We start from the raw sequence: 18471 nt of genomic DNA on the forward strand, positions 1-18471 counted from the left end.
CATGTACAGCAACAAAACAGATGTCGAGGGTCAGGTAGTCTCTTAACACATGGTTAGCCACGCCAAAGGTCGACCCACCGCCCAGGCCGGAAACATTTACCACTACGCCGCAGTTGAATTCTGGTATATCTATTATCTTTTTAAATGCTTCCTGCTTTTGCTCCGCAGTTAATGCTACCTTATTGTTACCAGTAATCGGTTCAGCCAAAAATGCTGTCTGGGTTTGTTCTGCCTGAAACAGATAGGCCAGGTTGATGATAAGCCCAGAGAACCGGCGCACATCCTTGGCATCAATATTTTCCTTCCAGTTATTGTTAGGATCATCATTGCCATCAAAATCTTGGTATTTAATTTTCCATTTCAGTTTAGACAGACTCTTCAGCTTTTTGATCAGATCTGAATCACCGGTAAAATCAAACGATACTTTGTCTGTTGGGATACCAGTGGTTTTATATTGCGCAAGATCTATTTCCGCCCCATCGACATCAAGAAACTTCGTTCCCCCTTCGATGAATGGATATTTGATCTGTTGAGCAGCATGTGCCCTGATTTTCCCGATCTTGAACAGCTTTACCGGTTTTGACTGTCCCTGTATGGTTAAAAGTATAGTGGCATCTGCGATATCAACAGGTGCAAAATTCGCCACTTCAATAGTGGTCGCATTTATAGCTTTTACCCGCAGTACCTTGCCAATTTCATAACGCCTGGCCTCGGAAGTAAGGAGTTCCATAGATTCACCATCCTTGAACATCAGACTGGAATTGCTATCGTTATCAAAATTATACCCAACTGTTGTTACAGGATCTGGAAGGGGTGGCGTTGGTCTTTCCTTTTTACAGCTGAAAAACGAAATGGTGAATAATAGAAAGATGAGTTTTTTCATAACAGATAGTTGATTTTATTCTTTTTTTAGGTAATTCTTTATTACAAATATTCAATTTCTTTACTGCGATGAGGGGGCAAAATTTGGTTTAAAAAGGGTGACTAATCTGCTTTTAGCATTATTCATATCTTTGCGCCCTGTAAGACTAAAGCCTATTGCAACTAGAATTGTTGTTCTTTTCACTAGATTGTAACTTTAAATACATATACAGGTATTCCTACTGGCAGTTTTTTAGGCACAGCGATATATAGGTGATCCGTTTTCTGTTTCCAAACTATAGGTTTTTTAGCGCCCAAAAGTTGTATAGACTTAATGGACTCCATTCCTGCTTTCAAGCTTTTAATGGTTAGATCTGGAGCTGTCCAACTACATGCATAGATATAAATGCTATGACCTTTTTTTGCAAAATAGATATCTGGATTAATTGTTTTAATGGTATTGTCGTTATCTGTATCTACTAAATCTGAAGTTTTCTTTAGCTTTTCATTTGTGGTTTTAGAAACTACTTCATTGGAAATAGTATATGGCTGTGTACCATAGATCGCCTCTTGATTTGTTCTCATCCATTGCCCTATCGCATTGAGATTCCCCAAACATTGAGTGGGTAATTCTCCTTTTCCATCTGGGTTTACGTTGAGCAAGAAGTTTCCGCCTTTGCAGGTAATTTCTACCAACTGCCTAACAATCAATTCAGGAGATTTCCATGCGTTATCATATTTGTTGTAACTCCAATGTCCGCTCATCGTAATACAAGCTTCCCAAGGCTTGGTTATTTTTGTGGCTGAGATCTGCTGTTCAGATACAAGGTAATCTCCAAGTCCATTGCCTATACGGCTATTGATAATGCAATTGGGCTGTAATTTTCTAATGAATGCCTCCAATTCAACACTCTGTGGCTTACTAATTAGCTCAGGGGTATCAAACCAAATAATGCCAATTGGTCCGTAATTCGTTAACAGTTCTTTAATTTGGGGTTTTACTTTACGCTCTAAATACCTGGCCAAATCCTTAGCATCTTCATTCGGGTAGTCCCATGTATTGCTCCTTCCTGCTTTTACTGGCCAATTAGTGGGCACATCAGGATCTTCCCAGTCGCGTCCGAGCGAATAGTACAGCCCTAGTTTCATTCCGTATTTTTTACATGCTGCAGCAAGTTCCATTATTGGGTCGCGACCCCATTTTGTAGTTTTAACAATATTATAATCACTTGCCTTAGAGTTATACATGGCATACCCGTCATGATGTTTACTGGTAAACACTACATACTTCATTCCAGCTGCCTTAGCGGCCTTAACCCAAGTTTCTGCATTAAATTTAGTGGGATTAAAATCATCAGCTATTTTAGCATACTCCTTAAGTGGAATACGTTCGTGCAGCATAAAATGTTCATATCCTTTTGCAGGTCTGCCCTTCCAATCGCCGGCTGTAACAGAATATAAGCCCCAATGCACAAACATACCGAACTTAGCCTCTTTCCACCAATCCATGTGTGTCGCATAATTAGCGGGCTGTTGTGCAAATAAAGTTCCACTCAGCAAAAGAAAGAACAAACTGATATTAAAAAATTGTTTCATATAATAAGTTTTTATATTGGATTTTTATCACAAAATCATCATTCGCTTTTTCCACCCATTGTGCCAGTTTTGGACGAAGAAGCTTATCCTGCTCACTGTCTTTACTGTATAAATAGTGAAGTTCGAACGGATCATTTTCTAAATACAAAAAGATAACCCGTTACACTTTTCCCTTTTTTCTGATAGGCCAGTTTATAATCGATTGTCCGGATACCCTAAATCCACTGTTTATTAAAGGCCGTTCCTCTCCACTTATCGGTTAGGATGATTACCACATTTAGCTTTTTATTCTTATTAGCTTGAGCTTTAACTGTTATGCAGCAAACCCCAAGCTTTACTAAGGAAAATAATTTCATATTACCCATATTATTTAGATTGACTAAACACCAACCATTTCTGGCTTTTTGCCGGAATGGTTACTTTTAACTTAGTTTTGGTTCCCCTTAAGTTTAATATTCGTGCTACTCCATCATTTTCACTCATTATTGCCTGATTCTTCAAACCGGTATAATAAAGATCAATATCAATCTCCCTGGTAATAGGCTCATCCAAAGGATTGTAAACCATCAACAAGCCTTTTTCTTTACCCAGTGGATCAGTGTGTAATAATGCATCGTAATCTCTGCCATCGGCCCTACGGATATGGATAACATCACCATCCAACACACTTCTATGTTTTTTATAAAAATCTACCCATTTTTTAACGAGCACCTCTGTTTCGGGGCTATCATAAAGCCGTGGACCGCGGTAACAAGCCTGTACCCCAGCACCAAAAAGATTGGCCAAACGTTGCTCATAATGTGGCAAATGTTCTTTCAAAGGCTCAATGGTGGCAGCTGGTCCGCCGCCATGATATTGTACCAGTGGAACAAACATCCAGCCCATTGAAGGCGTTTTTTCCCAGGTACCATCATATATATTCTGGCGTTCTATCATCTCCTGGTATTCCCTTGGAAGCGACCAGTTTGTCTCGCGATATCCCATTGCTGTTTTAGAGCTACCATTTAGGAAATACCAATCGGGTATATTTAAATAAATACCTTTTCCACGGCACCAACGATAGAAATCCCGTATTTCTATAAATTGCTTCCATTGTGAATCTTCCAAGCCTTTATGCCCAATATGATCTGTTGAAGCACAAATATCTCCCGGATAAGAACCATCATGTTCAAATACGCCCTGACCGGTGGTTTCAAAATAAGCATACAGTTTTTTAAAATAATCTTGTCCCCACGCGCTTTGTAAACAAGGTGATTTACTGAATTTTGGACTCATGCCGGATTTAGGCATCACCACATCTGTTTCTTTACTTATGGATCTGCTGGCGAGCAATGAATATCCACCCAAGGCAATATTTTTTGATTGTGCATATCTTTCTAAATTTTTCATCCGCTCAAGGTTAGCTGCCAAACCATCTTCCAGGTTTGCTCCACTTCCAAAAGTCATGATTACCATTTCAAATCCCACTTTGGCACACTGATCAATGGCTTCTTTAACCGATTTATCATCAGAATTGCTCACATGCATAATTGTAGGATTTTCGGTTGTCCACGGTGCAATCGTTCTGTACAGTTTCCGTTGCGCTAAACCTCTTCTTTCACGATCTTCACTATCAAAAAGAAGTTCCCAAAGCCGAACACCTTCAAACAACTTACCTGAAGCCAATTCCTGATTAATACCTTTTTGAGGTTTACACTCTAAAACAGTAGGATTTCTTAAGCCATAATCTACTTGTGTGGTATAGGATGGATCAGGTTGCCATGCGATAACCTGTGCATTAGCAGAATTATTCATGCCGCCGAATGCATAATCCGTTTCTGTAAAAATGGGTGGCAATTTCCAGGTTTGGCCCGATGGTTCACTTTCAACTTCTGTAGCAGCCAGGTGTTCGCTTTGCACATTATTGACCAGTATTTCTTCTTTACCATTGTTTTTGATGCTTACCCACTTACTCATCAAAGGTAGGCCATCATAAATCTCATAATGTACTTGTACTTCAAGATCGGCAAGAAAATTAAGAGAGGCACTTTGAACATTAGGTGCGCCAAGCATAACTACTCGATCTATTTTGCTTCGTCCAAGGGCACCTTTATTACTATTTTCATTTCCCCCACCTTTTGCATCTGTTTTTCCAACACGAAGATGTGTAGGCATTGATGCTAATGCCAGTTCCATATTTCCCGAAAAGGTTTCGCCATCTTCAGATTTACTGCAAATCATCTTATCCCCTACAAACAAAATTTTCACCCAAACATCCTTACCTGGTTGATAGTCGCTCCATTGAAGTCCCCGGTCATTATGGTTAACTGTCATTCGTTTAGCTGAAGGCTGCAGACAGATTTTACTGGTTTTGCCATCCGCGAACACCAGTGCTAACCCCAATCCGTAAGGGTTATAAGGACTTTTATTCTCTAGGCCATCTGTTCCGCTATTGAGTTTGCAAATAATTACCTGTGTTTCTTTCGGAATGGATTTCTCCGCATAAGACACAGCATTATGTGGTGCCAATATTTCGCCAGCCTTACCTTCATTGTTATAAGATGCTCCTTTTTCACTCACAATCTTCCATTGCGGCAAAACTTCAAGAAAATCATCTTTAAAGAGCACTTTTCGTTGCACATCAGAAGAAGTGGCATTAGCTATATTATTTATAGTCGCCGCATCTGCTTTATACGTAAAAGTCAATTCCATTCCTTTTGGTGGCCACGCCGGCTGATTCGGCATCCAGTTTGTTTTCCGATTCCATTCAAACCGTTCGCGAATGGGATTAGTGGTATAGGAAACCATTTTCATGCTGTAAGGATCTGCCTTGAGCGCTGGTATCCATTTTTTCAGCAAATAATTCCCAATGGGCTGGCCAGCTAACCCTCCAACCTTTATTTCGCATCCATTTACCCAAAGCATAGCTTCGGGTCCAACAGCTCTAAGCAGAGATTCATTGGTTGTCAGATTATCAAGCCCTATGGTAGCGGCATTTGGCGTTAGTGAAAAGGTTCTGGTAAGCAAGCCATTGCTAAACGCTAAATTCCCTTCTGTGGTTCTGTATATCGCTGCTTTTTTTGCGGTGTTAGCCAGCAGCCAATCTACATTGATTTTCAATGCATTTTTATCGTATAATGGAAGTCCCTTAGTATTTATCTGGGCAGACACTTGACCTACCGTTGTAAACAGTAGTGTTATCCAAATCATAAAACCCACGCTAATTATTTTTCTCATTTTTTTATTTGGTTTATCTTTGATAATCTTTCGACTACATTCATCAAATTTGTATATCAATTACCTAAAAACAGGGGTATTAATTGATTTAAATAAGGATAATAACAGTTAAAATGGGATTAGATTTATTTTACAAACGGTATTGCCACAATGCCCGATGAGGTACCATTTTCAAAGCCGCCTTTTCCATCCATCGTAGAGAAATACATGCAACGAGGTTTATTATTCTCAAAAAGAATAAAAGGTCTTTCCAATTGACCTCTTTTTTCAATTGTGTTATCATCCCATTGAATTGTTTTGGAATAAGCTTTCGCGTCACTATCCATTTTCCAATCTGTTCCATTGATTGAAGTAGCGGATACGCCTCCGCCAAGTTCACCCGTATATTTTGCTTTATGATCTTTAAAAACTACATGATATCCTTTTGAATCCTTCCACAGAAATGGATCTTCGAGTTCGCCTGTAAGTTTGGCACTAAAAACCGGTTGCTTATTATTCAATACTTTATAGGGGCCAAAAATATTCTTCGCATAGGCAACGCCGAGCGACATGTCGCTATATTTAGTTCCTTCGTAAGAACGGGCTTTAAAAATCATTAGTACCGATCCGTCCTTATTGATAACCATGGTGGGGTTGGATGTCAAAAAACTGTAGAATGTATTGGGTTCTGTTTCAAGAATTGGTTTGTCCATTCTTTTCCAAGGCCCATCAAGACTATTAGAAACTGCCAGGCCCACACGTTTGTTGCTTCTACCTATAATACACCATTTGCTATCTAAGGTAAGTTCGCCGCGCTTAGGATCTTCAAATGGATGAGTAGAGCCAACATAAAACATATAATATTTATCATTATGCTTGAAGATTTGTGGATTAAATACTGAACGGCCATCCCAATACTGTGCACCTCTGGTTTTAAGCGCTTTATTTACAAAACGAAAAGGACCTTCTGGCTTATCAGCAACAGCATGAATAATTTCTGCAGAAACCATCCAGCCAGGATGAAATACTATCGTATCTGAATAGCAAGATGAAAACAGATGGTATTTTCCATCGTCTCCTTTTATTACCGTATTATCCCAAACCCAATATCCTTTAAGGTAAAAACCACCTTTCTTTACTGCCTGACCCAGATGATGAAAGATTTCATTTTTTGAGTCCTTTTTTAACTGTAGCAAATTAGGTAGCATTTTTTGCTCTTGTGCTGATACTGTCTGAGCCGTAATTAAAATAAAACATAAAAACAATATGTTTTTTAATAGCAATGAAGCTATCGTGTTTGTTCCTGATATTTTCATAAATGAGTTTATTTTTTAATCCTGATTGTGGCAGGTTTACCGCAATATTGGCCTTGAGGCATGCTAACAACTATATCTTTGCCGTTGAAATTCAAACTGATTTGTTTTAAAACAGCATTCATTTCTGGATCAGTAACCGAAATCACATATTCGTTGCCTTTGTCTTCAATTAAAACAATGCATGGAGCCGAGGCTGTCAACGAAATCCCTGTTTCATTCAATTGTGTATTGGCTTTGTAGAATACGGCTTCAAGCAGTTTATTGCCAGCTAATTTCACCGCCTGAATCAGGGTATCATTTCTTAATACATTGAATGGTAATTTTTGCGATGGAATACCATCTCCAGCATAAACTACATATCCATACGTTCCGTTTGTTACTTTTTGTCCATGATCTACCCAAAGGCGAAGAATATCTGCTTTCCCTGGTAAGTTTTGAACTTTCTCGTTGGTTTGATTCATTTTTACCCAGTTGGTTTTCTTGCTTTCACAAACAAAAGAGGCATTCCTGGTAAATTCAGGTAGAATGGTATAAGCAAATTTACCCTTTTGCGACACCCATATTGGTTTTTCATTTACCATAAATGATTGTATCCCGGTAACCGCAGGACGGGATACTCCATTTTCGATAATAGTTACCTCATTTTCTTTGGCCGTTTGATCGATAGTGGTGCGTATTGATCCGTCCATTTTCGGATTTAAATTGGTAATTCCTGCCCCAAGAGCCACGAAATAATCACCCAACATAAAATAAGACTTGTATGCTTTCACTCCATACAAAGTCGGATTTTCCCCAACACTTGTGCCCTTATCATTCACATCATCCTTATCGGAGCCATTCATTTTTTCAAAAATAAACCCGGCCACGGCATTTTCATCACCGTTGGTAGCTGAACCCGCAAAATTATACCTACTGCAATAACCCCTCCAATTGGTAACCGGAGTTAGTTTATCCATTCCTTCACGGGCGGTTACTCCGGGAGCAGCTGTCACATCCCAGCCCCCAAATATTTTATTATATTCATTTCCTTTTTTCTGAAAAATTGTCATTCCATCGGCTGTGAAAAAATTATATTTATCAGCAAAACCTGCACTTTCCAGGCCGTCACAACGAGCGGAAGCCATGTTTACAAGGATATGGTACTTCTCATTTTTTTTAATCAAATCATCATTATTAAAAAATGATCTTGTCCCATTATAACCACTATTTGGATAATTGATCATTTTGATATTATTTCCTGCCGATTCCTTATCCAATTGTTCGAGCTCTTTTTTTTCCTCAGCGGTAAAGGAGTCTTTCCAGTCTTTGAGAATTGTTTTTAACATACCCAAATAGTGAATAGATCTACTATCTACATTATATCGCATGGAATAACGATCAAGGCAGGGTAAATTATATCCTTTATAATAATACCAATTACTTCCCCTGAAAAAATTAAGCAAAGCATCTGTATTTTCTTTTGTCAATTTCTTTTCCCAGGCGGTACCCTTTAGAGAAGTAAGCATGTTTAAAGCTGCCATTGTTCCATCAATAGGGTATCCCCATACCAAACTTTGTTTCCCATGTCCCCAACCTGCTCCGTCAACAGTAAAACCCTCCGTCCAGAAAGCCTCATTAAAAGTGTTTTGGGAGGTCATGCTAATTCCATTTTGCGAAACTTCCGCTATCAGATCAACCATCGGAATGGATTTGTACATGTATGCCACCAATAATAATGGCCGATAGGCCAACGCATTGCCGCCTACCCACCACACATGTTTTCTGAATCGATCAATCTGCACTACATTTTTATCCGTTTCATCATTTCTAAAAGGTTGCGTCCAGGCTTGTAAAGCTACTGCCTTCAACATATCACAAGTAGCATTTAGCCGCGTGTTTTTGCCATTCTCCGTCGCATTCATTTGTTTTAAGAAAGCAAAATAAATGTTAACCGCAGCTGTAGGCAGGGCAAAACAGGATGCATGAAAGCGATGTACTTTATTCGATCTGCTGATTTCTATATTGCCATAATGAACGATTGCTTTTATGTACTTATTAGTAAGTGCGTTTTTCTCACTTAACTCACCTTTACGATACCCTTCAGCAATTTTCCAAATACGGTTGTAAGCTTCATAARCCAATCCTGCAACGGTTTGTTGAATGGCTAAATCATTCTTTCGCGACAAGTTTTCGCTTACTATTTTTTTCTCCTGAGCTATTAAATCTGAAAACAGCCCCTCTTCATTAAGAAGAGAAATACATTCGGAAACAGTCAATTTTTCATCGCTCAATGAACTTACATGATAACCATGTGTCGAATAATACTGCCTGTAATCCGAGATTGATTTTTCCTTTACGAGATTTTTTGTTTTTTGTCCATCCGCATAATAGCGATGGTAATTGGCAAAAGCTATTCCTGATTCTGCGTTTTGAGAAAAAACTTTAACTGTAATGAGAATTAACAAGGCTGTTAAGCCAATAAAACTTTTTTTCACTTTTTTAGTTTTTATACTGAACGCTTGAACCTGCTAATGCGCCCTCCGGAAAATTAGCCGTTACCTGTTCTGTCTTCCCGGTTTTTAAGTCTTTGAGACTCAAGGTTGCTATTTTCTCTTTTTGTAACGGATCGGCAATAGAGATTAACCGTTTCCCATTTATCATTTTAATCATCAGGGCACAGGCTTTATCTGTCTTAATTTCCATTGATGGCAAAGTCAATCTTCCTGGCTGATAAAAAATGGCTTGTAGGATATTTAATTTTTGATGATAAACGGCTTGTATAGCTGGATTATTCGCTATAATTTTTAGATTGTTGGCCTGAAATTTTTTCATACTAGCTGCGTCCTTAATCCCAGGCAGTACGATATAAGCATAACTGGCATTTTGTGGTTTTGAACCATGATTTAGCCACAATTTAAACACATTACCAGAAAGCTCATCTTTGGGTTGTGAGTTGTTAATATGATACCAGTTTCCTTTTTGTACACCTGTACTTAATGTGATATTACCACCTTGTGGAAAATAATAGCCTACATTGTCGTGCAAAAACCAAGCGCTTAATTTTTCATTATGTTGGATTGTTTTATCTTTTGCTATCGGATTTCTACTTAAAGAACTTTCTACATTTCCCTTTAACCAACACTGATTAATGGTCGTGGTAATACTTTCTGGTTCATTACTTTTAATGTCTGTTCCCAAACACATAATTTCATTATCAAAAAAGAACCAGGATTTTTTCGCTTTAACACTATCATAATCGAGTGCATAGGCACTTGCACCATATACACCATCGCTAACACCACCAGCAAAGTCATTACTACCTTGCTCACCCCAAAATACTGTCATTGGCCTATCGGTTGCGTAATCCCTACTGGTAACCCCTGGTATTTTATCCCACTCCCAAATGGGCATAATATTATAATATTCGGGGCCATTAACCTGGATATTAGTTGCTCCATCAGATAGATATCGCCCTAATAAATTCTCATTATTTCCTGATTCGCATCGCTTGGTACGGTTACTTACCATACGGACATTAAAAGAATACCCAGGTCTTACGTGTAAAGTATAATCGGAATTAAAATATTGGGTATGCACCTTTTTAACGTTGTAAGATGGCCCTTGTTTACCAGTAATTCGTGCAATGGCACCATCCCAATCAACAGTGTTTTTAGGGTCAACCTGTTTTGCAATCAAAATTTGGGGACTTGCTTTTAGTATCTGACCACTTTCTATCTGTTTCTCCAAATTTAACATGTCGAATCTACTTATTCTACGCCCCTCAATGTTAAAATCAGCATATTCCCCACGAATGGCTTTAAGAAAAGTATTTCTATAAAAATTAGATAGAAGGGCAACTTTATCGGCACTTAAGGCATAGGGCGTCTCTTTTACATAGTTTGTCAATTTAAATACGCTATTGATAAATACATCACCATAGCCCGCTATATATAATTGTAATCCATGCTGCATATAAGAATTATCATATTGCAAGCCTTCTTTTTTATAAACTAAACCAACCGGACTAAAAAATTCCTTTAAGGAAAAAGCTAGCAAAGTATCATCTTCTGTTAATACAGCTCTATAAAAATAATGAAGTGCAATATCGGTTTTGTTGGCTCCAGCTTGTTTTTCCGGATTACCCCTTTTCATCCTTTCAACAAGTTTCAGTTTCAGTTCTTTATCTAATTTCTTCTCGCCATATTCCATCATGATGAGCGATTCGCCTAAGGATTGAGGTGTATAAATTTCATTAAACCACCAATTATCACTTTTGGGATCTAAATTATACCAGTATTGCAATGCATTGTTGATGTTTTGAAAGACCTTTGCATCTGCATAAAAACCACTGTTTTTTGTGAGATAGGCTTTAATAAGTGTTTGCAGTTTTATTAAATGTTCTGTGGGTGGCCAAATGGTAATTGATTTACTGGCATAATCCACGCCGGGCCAGGTTCCATCTGGTTTTATGGCAGCTATATTTGCTGTAACTAACTTATTATCAGGCCTATTATTAGTTAAATTTTTAACTATTCTTGAGGTAATTGTTTGGCAAACTTCGGCAGTATTTGATTGAGAGAAAGCAGTTTTAAGTCCCCCTAGAAGGAAAAACATCAGTAATGCAATAGGCAAAAGATTTAGTTGATGATATTTTTTTTTCATTTGGTTTGATGTAAAAAACCTATGTGGTTTCATTTTATAGAGGCTGTATCATAAGTTGTGATTCCATTCGAACTTGTCGCATTGAGCTTGTCGAAATGCTTTGAAGGGCATTTAAACAGGTCCTTCGACAGGCTCAGGATGACAATTCTATATTTATGATACAACCTCATTTCTCTGTTATTGCGCTGTAAGTTGTATTACTTTTTGAGCGCGTAATATTTTACATAATCTATTTTCATGATCGTTTTGCCCTGGCCTTTAGCTCCATAACCACCTGCTGGTATTTTTCCAGTCCAATAATCATCGGCTATTTCTGTACTAAAAATCATATATTCGCCTCTTTGCGAAATAGCTTCATTAAAAGTCCAGGTTAAGTTTCCATCCACATAAAATTTATAATAGTCTGGTGTCCATTCCATCACATAAATATGGTAGTTACCGCTATTACAGCCTAAATCACCTGTTTTAAATGCTTTGGATTTGTGATCGGCTCCGTACCCATCCCAGTGAATCGCATGTTGCACTCTTCCGTCATTTGGTAGCGATTCTACGATATCCATTTCCGTACCCGCCACTTTTGGATTACCAACCGGATTCCCCATTCCACCACAATTCACCCAAAAAGCCGACCATGATGCGGGCTCATTTACGAAAGAGATTTTTGCTTCAAAACGTCCGTATAGATAATCCTTCTTCTTAGTAGCAAGATAGCATGCGTGATGGGTAGTAACACCATTTACGATATCAGTAAACGGTTGAAGAATTAGGTTGCCATTTGCCACAGATATAGTTGCTGCATCATTGATGGCTGAATGTCGTACCTGATTGTTATACATATATTCCCAATTCGCCATATCAAGCTGAGTGCCATTAAAGTCATCAGTCCATGCCAATTGATATTCTGGTTCGGTACTTTTTGATACGGGCTGTTCAACAACTTCGCTGCCTTTTTTACTACATGATGTTGCTAAACTAAAAATACTGAACCCTAGCGCAACCCATATAAAATAAGTTATCTGTTTCATTTATTCCTTTTTAATCAATTTAACTTCGTCTTATTTAGTGTGCAACAACCACTCCGGGAGTTTATTCAAACGCAACTGCAATTGCGCCTCGTATAACGATAAGGGAGATACTTGTTTATCGATGCCTTCTACGGAACTCAACTGATCCTTTTTAAATGTTGTACCGTTTCCGATGAACCCTTCAATTACCGGAACGGGCATTTTCCACCAAAGATAATTGGATGGCCAAAATTCGAAATCTTTTACTGGCTTATTGGTTTGTGTATAGTTCCATATAACCAGCCCTTTCATATGGTTGGGCATGTTTTCTATTGCGCCTCCGCCATGATTCTGCATTAATCCGCCTTTTACATTATCTAAAAGTGTATTTCTCGGCTGGCTTGAATGCGACTCGAAACTAGTAGTTGATGGATAGATACAATGCCAGACCACAGTATTAACCGAGCCATTAGCTACACCAAATGAGTGCCATTGTGAAGCCTCATCTGTTAAGTTTGCCAACAGCACATTTGTAGAATGGTTCGATGTGATGGCTTCGTGACCAGCATTTCCTGTAACCATACAATTCATTACGGTTACATTGGCGCTCTGCCCTACAATGGCAGCAACATTACAATCGGTGAACCGGCAATTCTGCATCCAGGAATTGGTACAGCGGCTAAATATAAGAAGGTTAAAGCCGCTGTCATCCATCCAGGAACGATGATGTATAAATTTTTCTTTCCAGTTGCCAACAAATGCAATGTCTTCGATACCTACTTCCGCTGCATTAGCAAATTTTTCTACCTTCCACTTATACTTTACATCAACTTTATAAGCCAGGGGGGCATGCAATTGGATCTCATCATCTTTTATACTTACCACCTGGTAGTACATACAAACATCCACTCCTTTTTTTACCAGATAAGTCCATGTTATATTTACCTTAGCCGGGCTTAATTCTTCATCAATTAAAGCAGGTGTGTTATCCAATAATTTTAAAGCATGTAAACATGGGAGGTCCTGTCCACATTTTTTTTGGATCGCCTGGTAACAGTGCCTGCTTCATAAACAGTTCGGTACCACCTGGGCCAGAACCACTCCCTTTAAAGATAATCTTACTTCCTTTTGAAAATATACCTTTGTTGGCAGCAACATCTTCGTTTACCAGGAATCTCCCTTTTGGAAAAAACACAATGCCCGATCCATTATTGTTAGCGGCAGTAATGGCACGCTGTATCGCATCCTTATCAGAAAGTTCGTCATCTGGTTTAGCACCAAAATCGACTACATTAAAAATTTTGTATTTAGTGTCTGAAGGAATCTTCTTTTCACCACAATGATAACCCGCATAAGAAAAATCAGGCAATAAGGATTGGCTTTTGTTTTGTTTATAATTCTGAAATAACTGAGAAGGCTGTATTTTTTGGCAAAAAGCCAGCTTCGTACTCGCCACAAGAATCAAAAGGCAATATGTATATTTTTTCATCATAGAAAAGATCAAAATATTTTTTAGTTATATTTTATAGCCACAAGAGAAATTGGAGAACGGTTTTGTTGAACCGATGTCGTAAAATAGGCTTTTCAAAAACTACCCTGGATTGTCTGTCCAGGGTAATTGTTGCTTATATTGAGATTTTTTACCAACCTGGATTTTGAGGTTTTAGGTTTGGGTTTATTCCCATTTCTTTTAAAGGAATTGGATATAACAGGTGTTTATCTACTGTATTTTTTCCTCCGGTTCCTCCCCAGTTTTGCGCTGCGTAGCCAGTTGTTATCTCGTTACCAACACTATTCAGTGTCTGAACGTATTTATTCCAGCGGATTAAATCCAGACGACGTGTACCTTCAAAGCACAATTCACGAAAACGTTCGTCTTCAATCGCCTGTTGAAATTGTGCCTTTGATAAACCGGCAGGTAAATCTGCCACCACACTTATTGTATTAATATCTAAGCCATAACCTCTTCTTCGTACCTGGTTAACAGCATTGTATGCAGTTGTGGTTGGTCCATTTACCTGGTTTTCAGCTTCAGCCAACATTAACAATACATCTGCAAAACGCAATATAGGCGCATTGATAGCGGTTTGGTTTTTGTCTTTAATTTTAGATTTTTCATATATCCGGCGCCATTTGGCACAATCTCTTCCATAACCCGTTGCGGCGGTTATTGCAGTTTCGGCTCCTGTAGTACCATTATAGGTAAAAGTGGTTAGCGCCCAATCGCGGCGTAAATCACCTACACCGTAAGCTTTGTATAATCTCGCGGTTCCCCTGATAAATCCATAACTGTACCCTATGGTCGCCATAAAAGGTGTTGCAGTCATCGTGATCCCATTTTGACTGCCCAAACCACCAAGCTCATTGTATACTCCTGACCGATCTCCGTTGAACTCAGCCTCCCACATACTTTCTTTTGTATCATATACATCTTGTGCCTCATTGATAAAAATTTGGCTATAGGCAGTGGCTAATGTTTGTTTAACACTTGGGGTGGCGGCGGTATAGGCATTGTATGTCCAGGTTGGATCTGGATTTATACTGGTTTTTAAAGCATGCTCTCCTGAAGATTGTACTTTTTGTGCCCAGCTTAAGGCTTCTGCATATTTACTGTTGTCATTTAGTGGATAGCCGGCCATTTGCAAGCAAACCCTCACCAAAATCCCTTCTACAGCAGTTTTGGATATACGGCCAGAGAACCCAATAGCGGTAGAAGTGCCTACTTTTGTTTCGGCGTCTTTCATATCTTTCAAAACTTGTTCATACACCGCTTTGGCAGGCGAAGGAGATACAAATACATCAGCTGGGTTAGTGGTAGGATCTACTTTAATAGGAACATTACCATAATTTTGCACTAAAATAAAATGGAAATACCCTCTTAAAAATAATGCCTCGCCTAATATAATCTGACGCTTTGCCTCGTCCATTTGAGGTAACTGAATATTTGCAATTAAAGTATTGGCACGATCAATGCCGCGATAACACGTAGCCCATAAATTAGCTACGCTCGCGTCAGCCGCGTCATAACTATTTGTTGCAAGACCAATGGTGTTGTTTCTGGCGTAATATCCCTCATCTGTACATGCGTTGTAAGTCACGTAAAATGCATTTCCATAAATAACGCCTAGTTGATCATAAACACCGGCCAATGCTTGTGTTAATCCAGCTTCATCAGTATAATACTGTTTAATAGATATTTTGTCAATGGGTTCGGTATCTAGAAATTTTTCACACGATACTAACGTAACAGCTATTATCGATAATAAAAAAAGTAACTTTTTCATCTTTATATAGTTTGTTTTTTAATTGTGATGAAGCTAGCATGAGCATATATGTTGCCGTTTGTAAGCATATGCTCATGCTGGTTTCTTTTTTTGATTTTTAAATTATTAAAATGATGCGTTTAATCCGGCAGTTATCACACGGGCTCTTGGATAAGCCGAGTAATCAAACCCTGAGGTTAAGGCAGATCTTTTAGTGTTTACTTCCGGATCTGTACCTGAGTATTTGGTCCAGGTGATCAGGTTTTGTCCTGAAGCATAAAGCCTCAAAGATTTTAACTTTAATCTGCGAATTAATTTATCATCGAAGGTGTATCCCAGAGACACTGTTTTAAGCCTTAAATAGGAACCATCTTCTACATTTGCACTCGTGTAACCACTTGTTGCACCTTGAAATCCTTTAACACGTGGCAAATCAGAATCAGGGTTAGCAAATGTCCATCGATCTGCATAGCTGGCAAATTGATTTAGGTAATTGCCACCTCCTCCTTCAAACTTAATTCTGTTCGCATTCATCAGGTCATTTCCATAAGACCATTGAAAAAAGATATTCAGATCAAATCCCTTGTAATTGAAATTATTAGTGAATCCTCCGGTGTGTTTGGGTAAGCCATGCCCAATTACCGTATAATCTTTAGCAGTAACCACACCATCACCGTTAATATCTTTGTATTTTACATCACCTGGCTGTATCAGACTAGCTGAATTACCATTGGTAACAATCCCTGGCTTTAACACATATTTGCCTGGTGTTGGTTGATCAAACTCAGAGAGTTTATAGGTTCCTTCAGAAATTAAACCGTACATTTCGCCAAGTGGACCGCCTACTTTTGCAATATAACCCGGGATCGTATTAAAGGGGCTATCCCATGAAATATAGCTTGCTAACTCCGTTTGGTTGTCTGACAGGCCCAGTACTTTACCTCTGTTAAATGAGATGTTAATGGACGTATTCCAGTTAAAATCGGGTGTTTTTATATTTACGGTGCTTAAGGTAAGTTCCAATCCTTTATTTTCTACTGAACCTACGTTTTTAAAGGCGGTTGCAAAACCCGATGAAGTAGGAAGATCGGCCCTTAGCAATAAATCATTGGTTGTTTTTTTGTAAACTTCAGCAGTCAGGTTGATACGTTGCTTAAAGAATCCTAAATCAAGTCCCAGGTCGGTTTGCTCAGTAGTTTCCCATTTTAATTTGTCGTTTCCCAGATTAGTTGCAACTATGCCATCTATATACTGGTTATTGAATGCGTAGGCACTCCCTACCGGATTAAAATATTTAGTCAGGTAATCAAAATCACCTACCCTGTTATTTCCGGTTTGGCCATAAGAGAATCTCAATTTACCCTCAGATAATAGGTTGCTGTTTACGAGAAATTTTTCATTTTTAAAATTCCATGCAACAGCAGCTGATGGGAAATAGCCCCAATGGTTCTCTGAAGGAAACTTAGATGATCCATCGGCTCTYATCGAAGCTGTTAAAAGGTATCTGGAATCATAATTATAATTTACCCTTGATAGGAAAGACTCCATGGTCCATAATGACTCAAAAGAATCAATTCTATACGCAATACCCTGGTCTAAACCGTTCGTAATATCCAGGCCTTCAGGTATTTTATTGGCGCCTCTACCTGAAGTTTTGCCGGTTCCTTTCTGTAGCGTGAACCCGCCTAAAATATTTAGATTGTGTTTTTTGTTAAATTGTTTGTTCCAGGTTAGGGTATTTTCACTGACCCAATTGAACGATTTAGGATAATCTATTCTACCATTTTGTCCATTAGTACCGCGACCTGAGCTGGTATTGCTGTTATAAAAAAGTCGGTTTTCTCCTTCATTGCTAACAATTCCACCTGATGCACGAAACTTCAGGCCAGGAATAAGTTCGTAGTCCAAATAAGCGTTAGATATCAAACTGCGCCCGATATTTACGCTATAAGTGTTCTTTAAATTAAGAATAGGATTTGCCCGGTAATCATTGCCAGGGTTAACATCCTCATCAAAAAGAGCATCCAAATCAGGATCTACTCCACCTGCGTCAACCGGCTTATAACCCCAAACAGAGTACATCGTATTCAAAGTAGCACTATAAATAGTTTGCGCCGGGCTGCTACCACTTTGTCGTAAATAACTGTAATTAGTATTAAGGCCTATTTTTATCTTCTTGGTTAATTGGTGATCAATAACTAAACGGCCCTGATATCTGGTGTAGTTTGAAGCAAGCAAAACACCATCCTGATCAACCAGAGAACCTGATAAGGCATATTTAGTTTTTTTTGTTCCTCCCGTTAAGGAGAGATTGTAATTTTGCATGAGTGCAGTACGTAGTACCTTATCTTGCCAATCGATGCCTTTTACCGTTTTATAATCCTCCAATGTTTTGCCAGGACCTGTTAAATAGGTTTCTGTTGGTGTTGGAAATGTTGTTGTAGAAACTGGTGTCGGATCCCATTCCAGTTGGAGTTTCACAAATTCGTAAGGATCCAGTAATGTATATCTTTTTATGTCTTTTTGAATGCCGAATGAACTGCCGAAGCTAAATACCGGAGGCCCTGTTTTTCCTTTTTTGGTGGTAATTACAAT

11 protein-coding genes are annotated in these 18471 nt (G+C 38.6%); all 11 read right to left on the reverse strand.

Features of this window, described 5'->3' with window-relative positions:
* Positions 1 to 883 (reverse strand): hypothetical protein (locus tag AC1DND_RS04395; RefSeq protein ID WP_477579434.1); only part of this gene is annotated, 883 nt, incomplete at its 3' end.
* A 182-nt stretch (positions 884 to 1065) separates the two neighbouring features.
* Complete coding sequence (locus AC1DND_RS04400) at positions 1066 to 2457, reverse strand: alpha-L-fucosidase (RefSeq protein ID WP_477579436.1); 1392 nt, start codon at positions 2455 to 2457, stop codon at positions 1066 to 1068.
* A 366-nt stretch (positions 2458 to 2823) separates the two neighbouring features.
* Positions 2824 to 5673, reverse strand: a complete 2850-nt coding sequence (locus AC1DND_RS04405) for a hypothetical protein (RefSeq protein ID WP_477579438.1) — start codon at positions 5671 to 5673, stop codon at positions 2824 to 2826.
* A gap of 125 nt (positions 5674 to 5798) precedes the next feature.
* A complete protein-coding gene (locus AC1DND_RS04410) occupies positions 5799 to 6860 on the reverse strand; it encodes a glycoside hydrolase family protein (protein WP_477579440.1) in 1062 nt (353 codons plus the stop codon).
* Between the two features lie 116 nt (positions 6861 to 6976).
* A complete protein-coding gene (locus AC1DND_RS04415) occupies positions 6977 to 9442 on the reverse strand; it encodes a polysaccharide lyase family 8 super-sandwich domain-containing protein (RefSeq protein ID WP_477579441.1) in 2466 nt (821 codons plus the stop codon).
* A 4-nt stretch (positions 9443 to 9446) separates the two neighbouring features.
* A complete protein-coding gene (gene cslA, locus AC1DND_RS04420; protein WP_477579442.1) occupies positions 9447 to 11609 on the reverse strand; it encodes a chondroitinase-AC in 2163 nt (720 codons plus the stop codon).
* 197 nt (positions 11610 to 11806) lie between these two features.
* The gene (locus AC1DND_RS04425) at positions 11807 to 12634 is read right to left on the reverse strand and encodes a glycoside hydrolase family 16 protein (RefSeq protein WP_477579444.1); all 828 of its coding nucleotides are present in this window, start codon (positions 12632 to 12634) and stop codon (positions 11807 to 11809) included.
* A 30-nt stretch (positions 12635 to 12664) separates the two neighbouring features.
* Entirely contained in the window at positions 12665 to 13606 is a 942-nt protein-coding gene (locus AC1DND_RS04430; RefSeq protein WP_477579445.1) for a DUF4955 domain-containing protein, read from the reverse strand.
* Entirely contained in the window at positions 13599 to 14102 is a 504-nt protein-coding gene (locus tag AC1DND_RS04435) for a glycosyl hydrolase family 28-related protein (protein ID WP_477579446.1), read from the reverse strand. The genes AC1DND_RS04430 and AC1DND_RS04435 overlap by 8 nt, the downstream gene beginning before the upstream one ends.
* Positions 14103 to 14253: 151 nt before the next feature.
* Positions 14254 to 15897: a RagB/SusD family nutrient uptake outer membrane protein gene (locus tag AC1DND_RS04440; protein WP_477579447.1), complete on the reverse strand. Its 1644-nt coding sequence runs from the start codon at positions 15895 to 15897 to the stop codon at positions 14254 to 14256.
* Between the two features lie 105 nt (positions 15898 to 16002).
* A partial coding sequence (locus tag AC1DND_RS04445) for a SusC/RagA family TonB-linked outer membrane protein (protein ID WP_477579448.1) occupies positions 16003 to 18471 on the reverse strand: 2469 nt, incomplete at its 5' end.

The organism is Pedobacter sp. 01N416, from assembly GCF_056399685.1.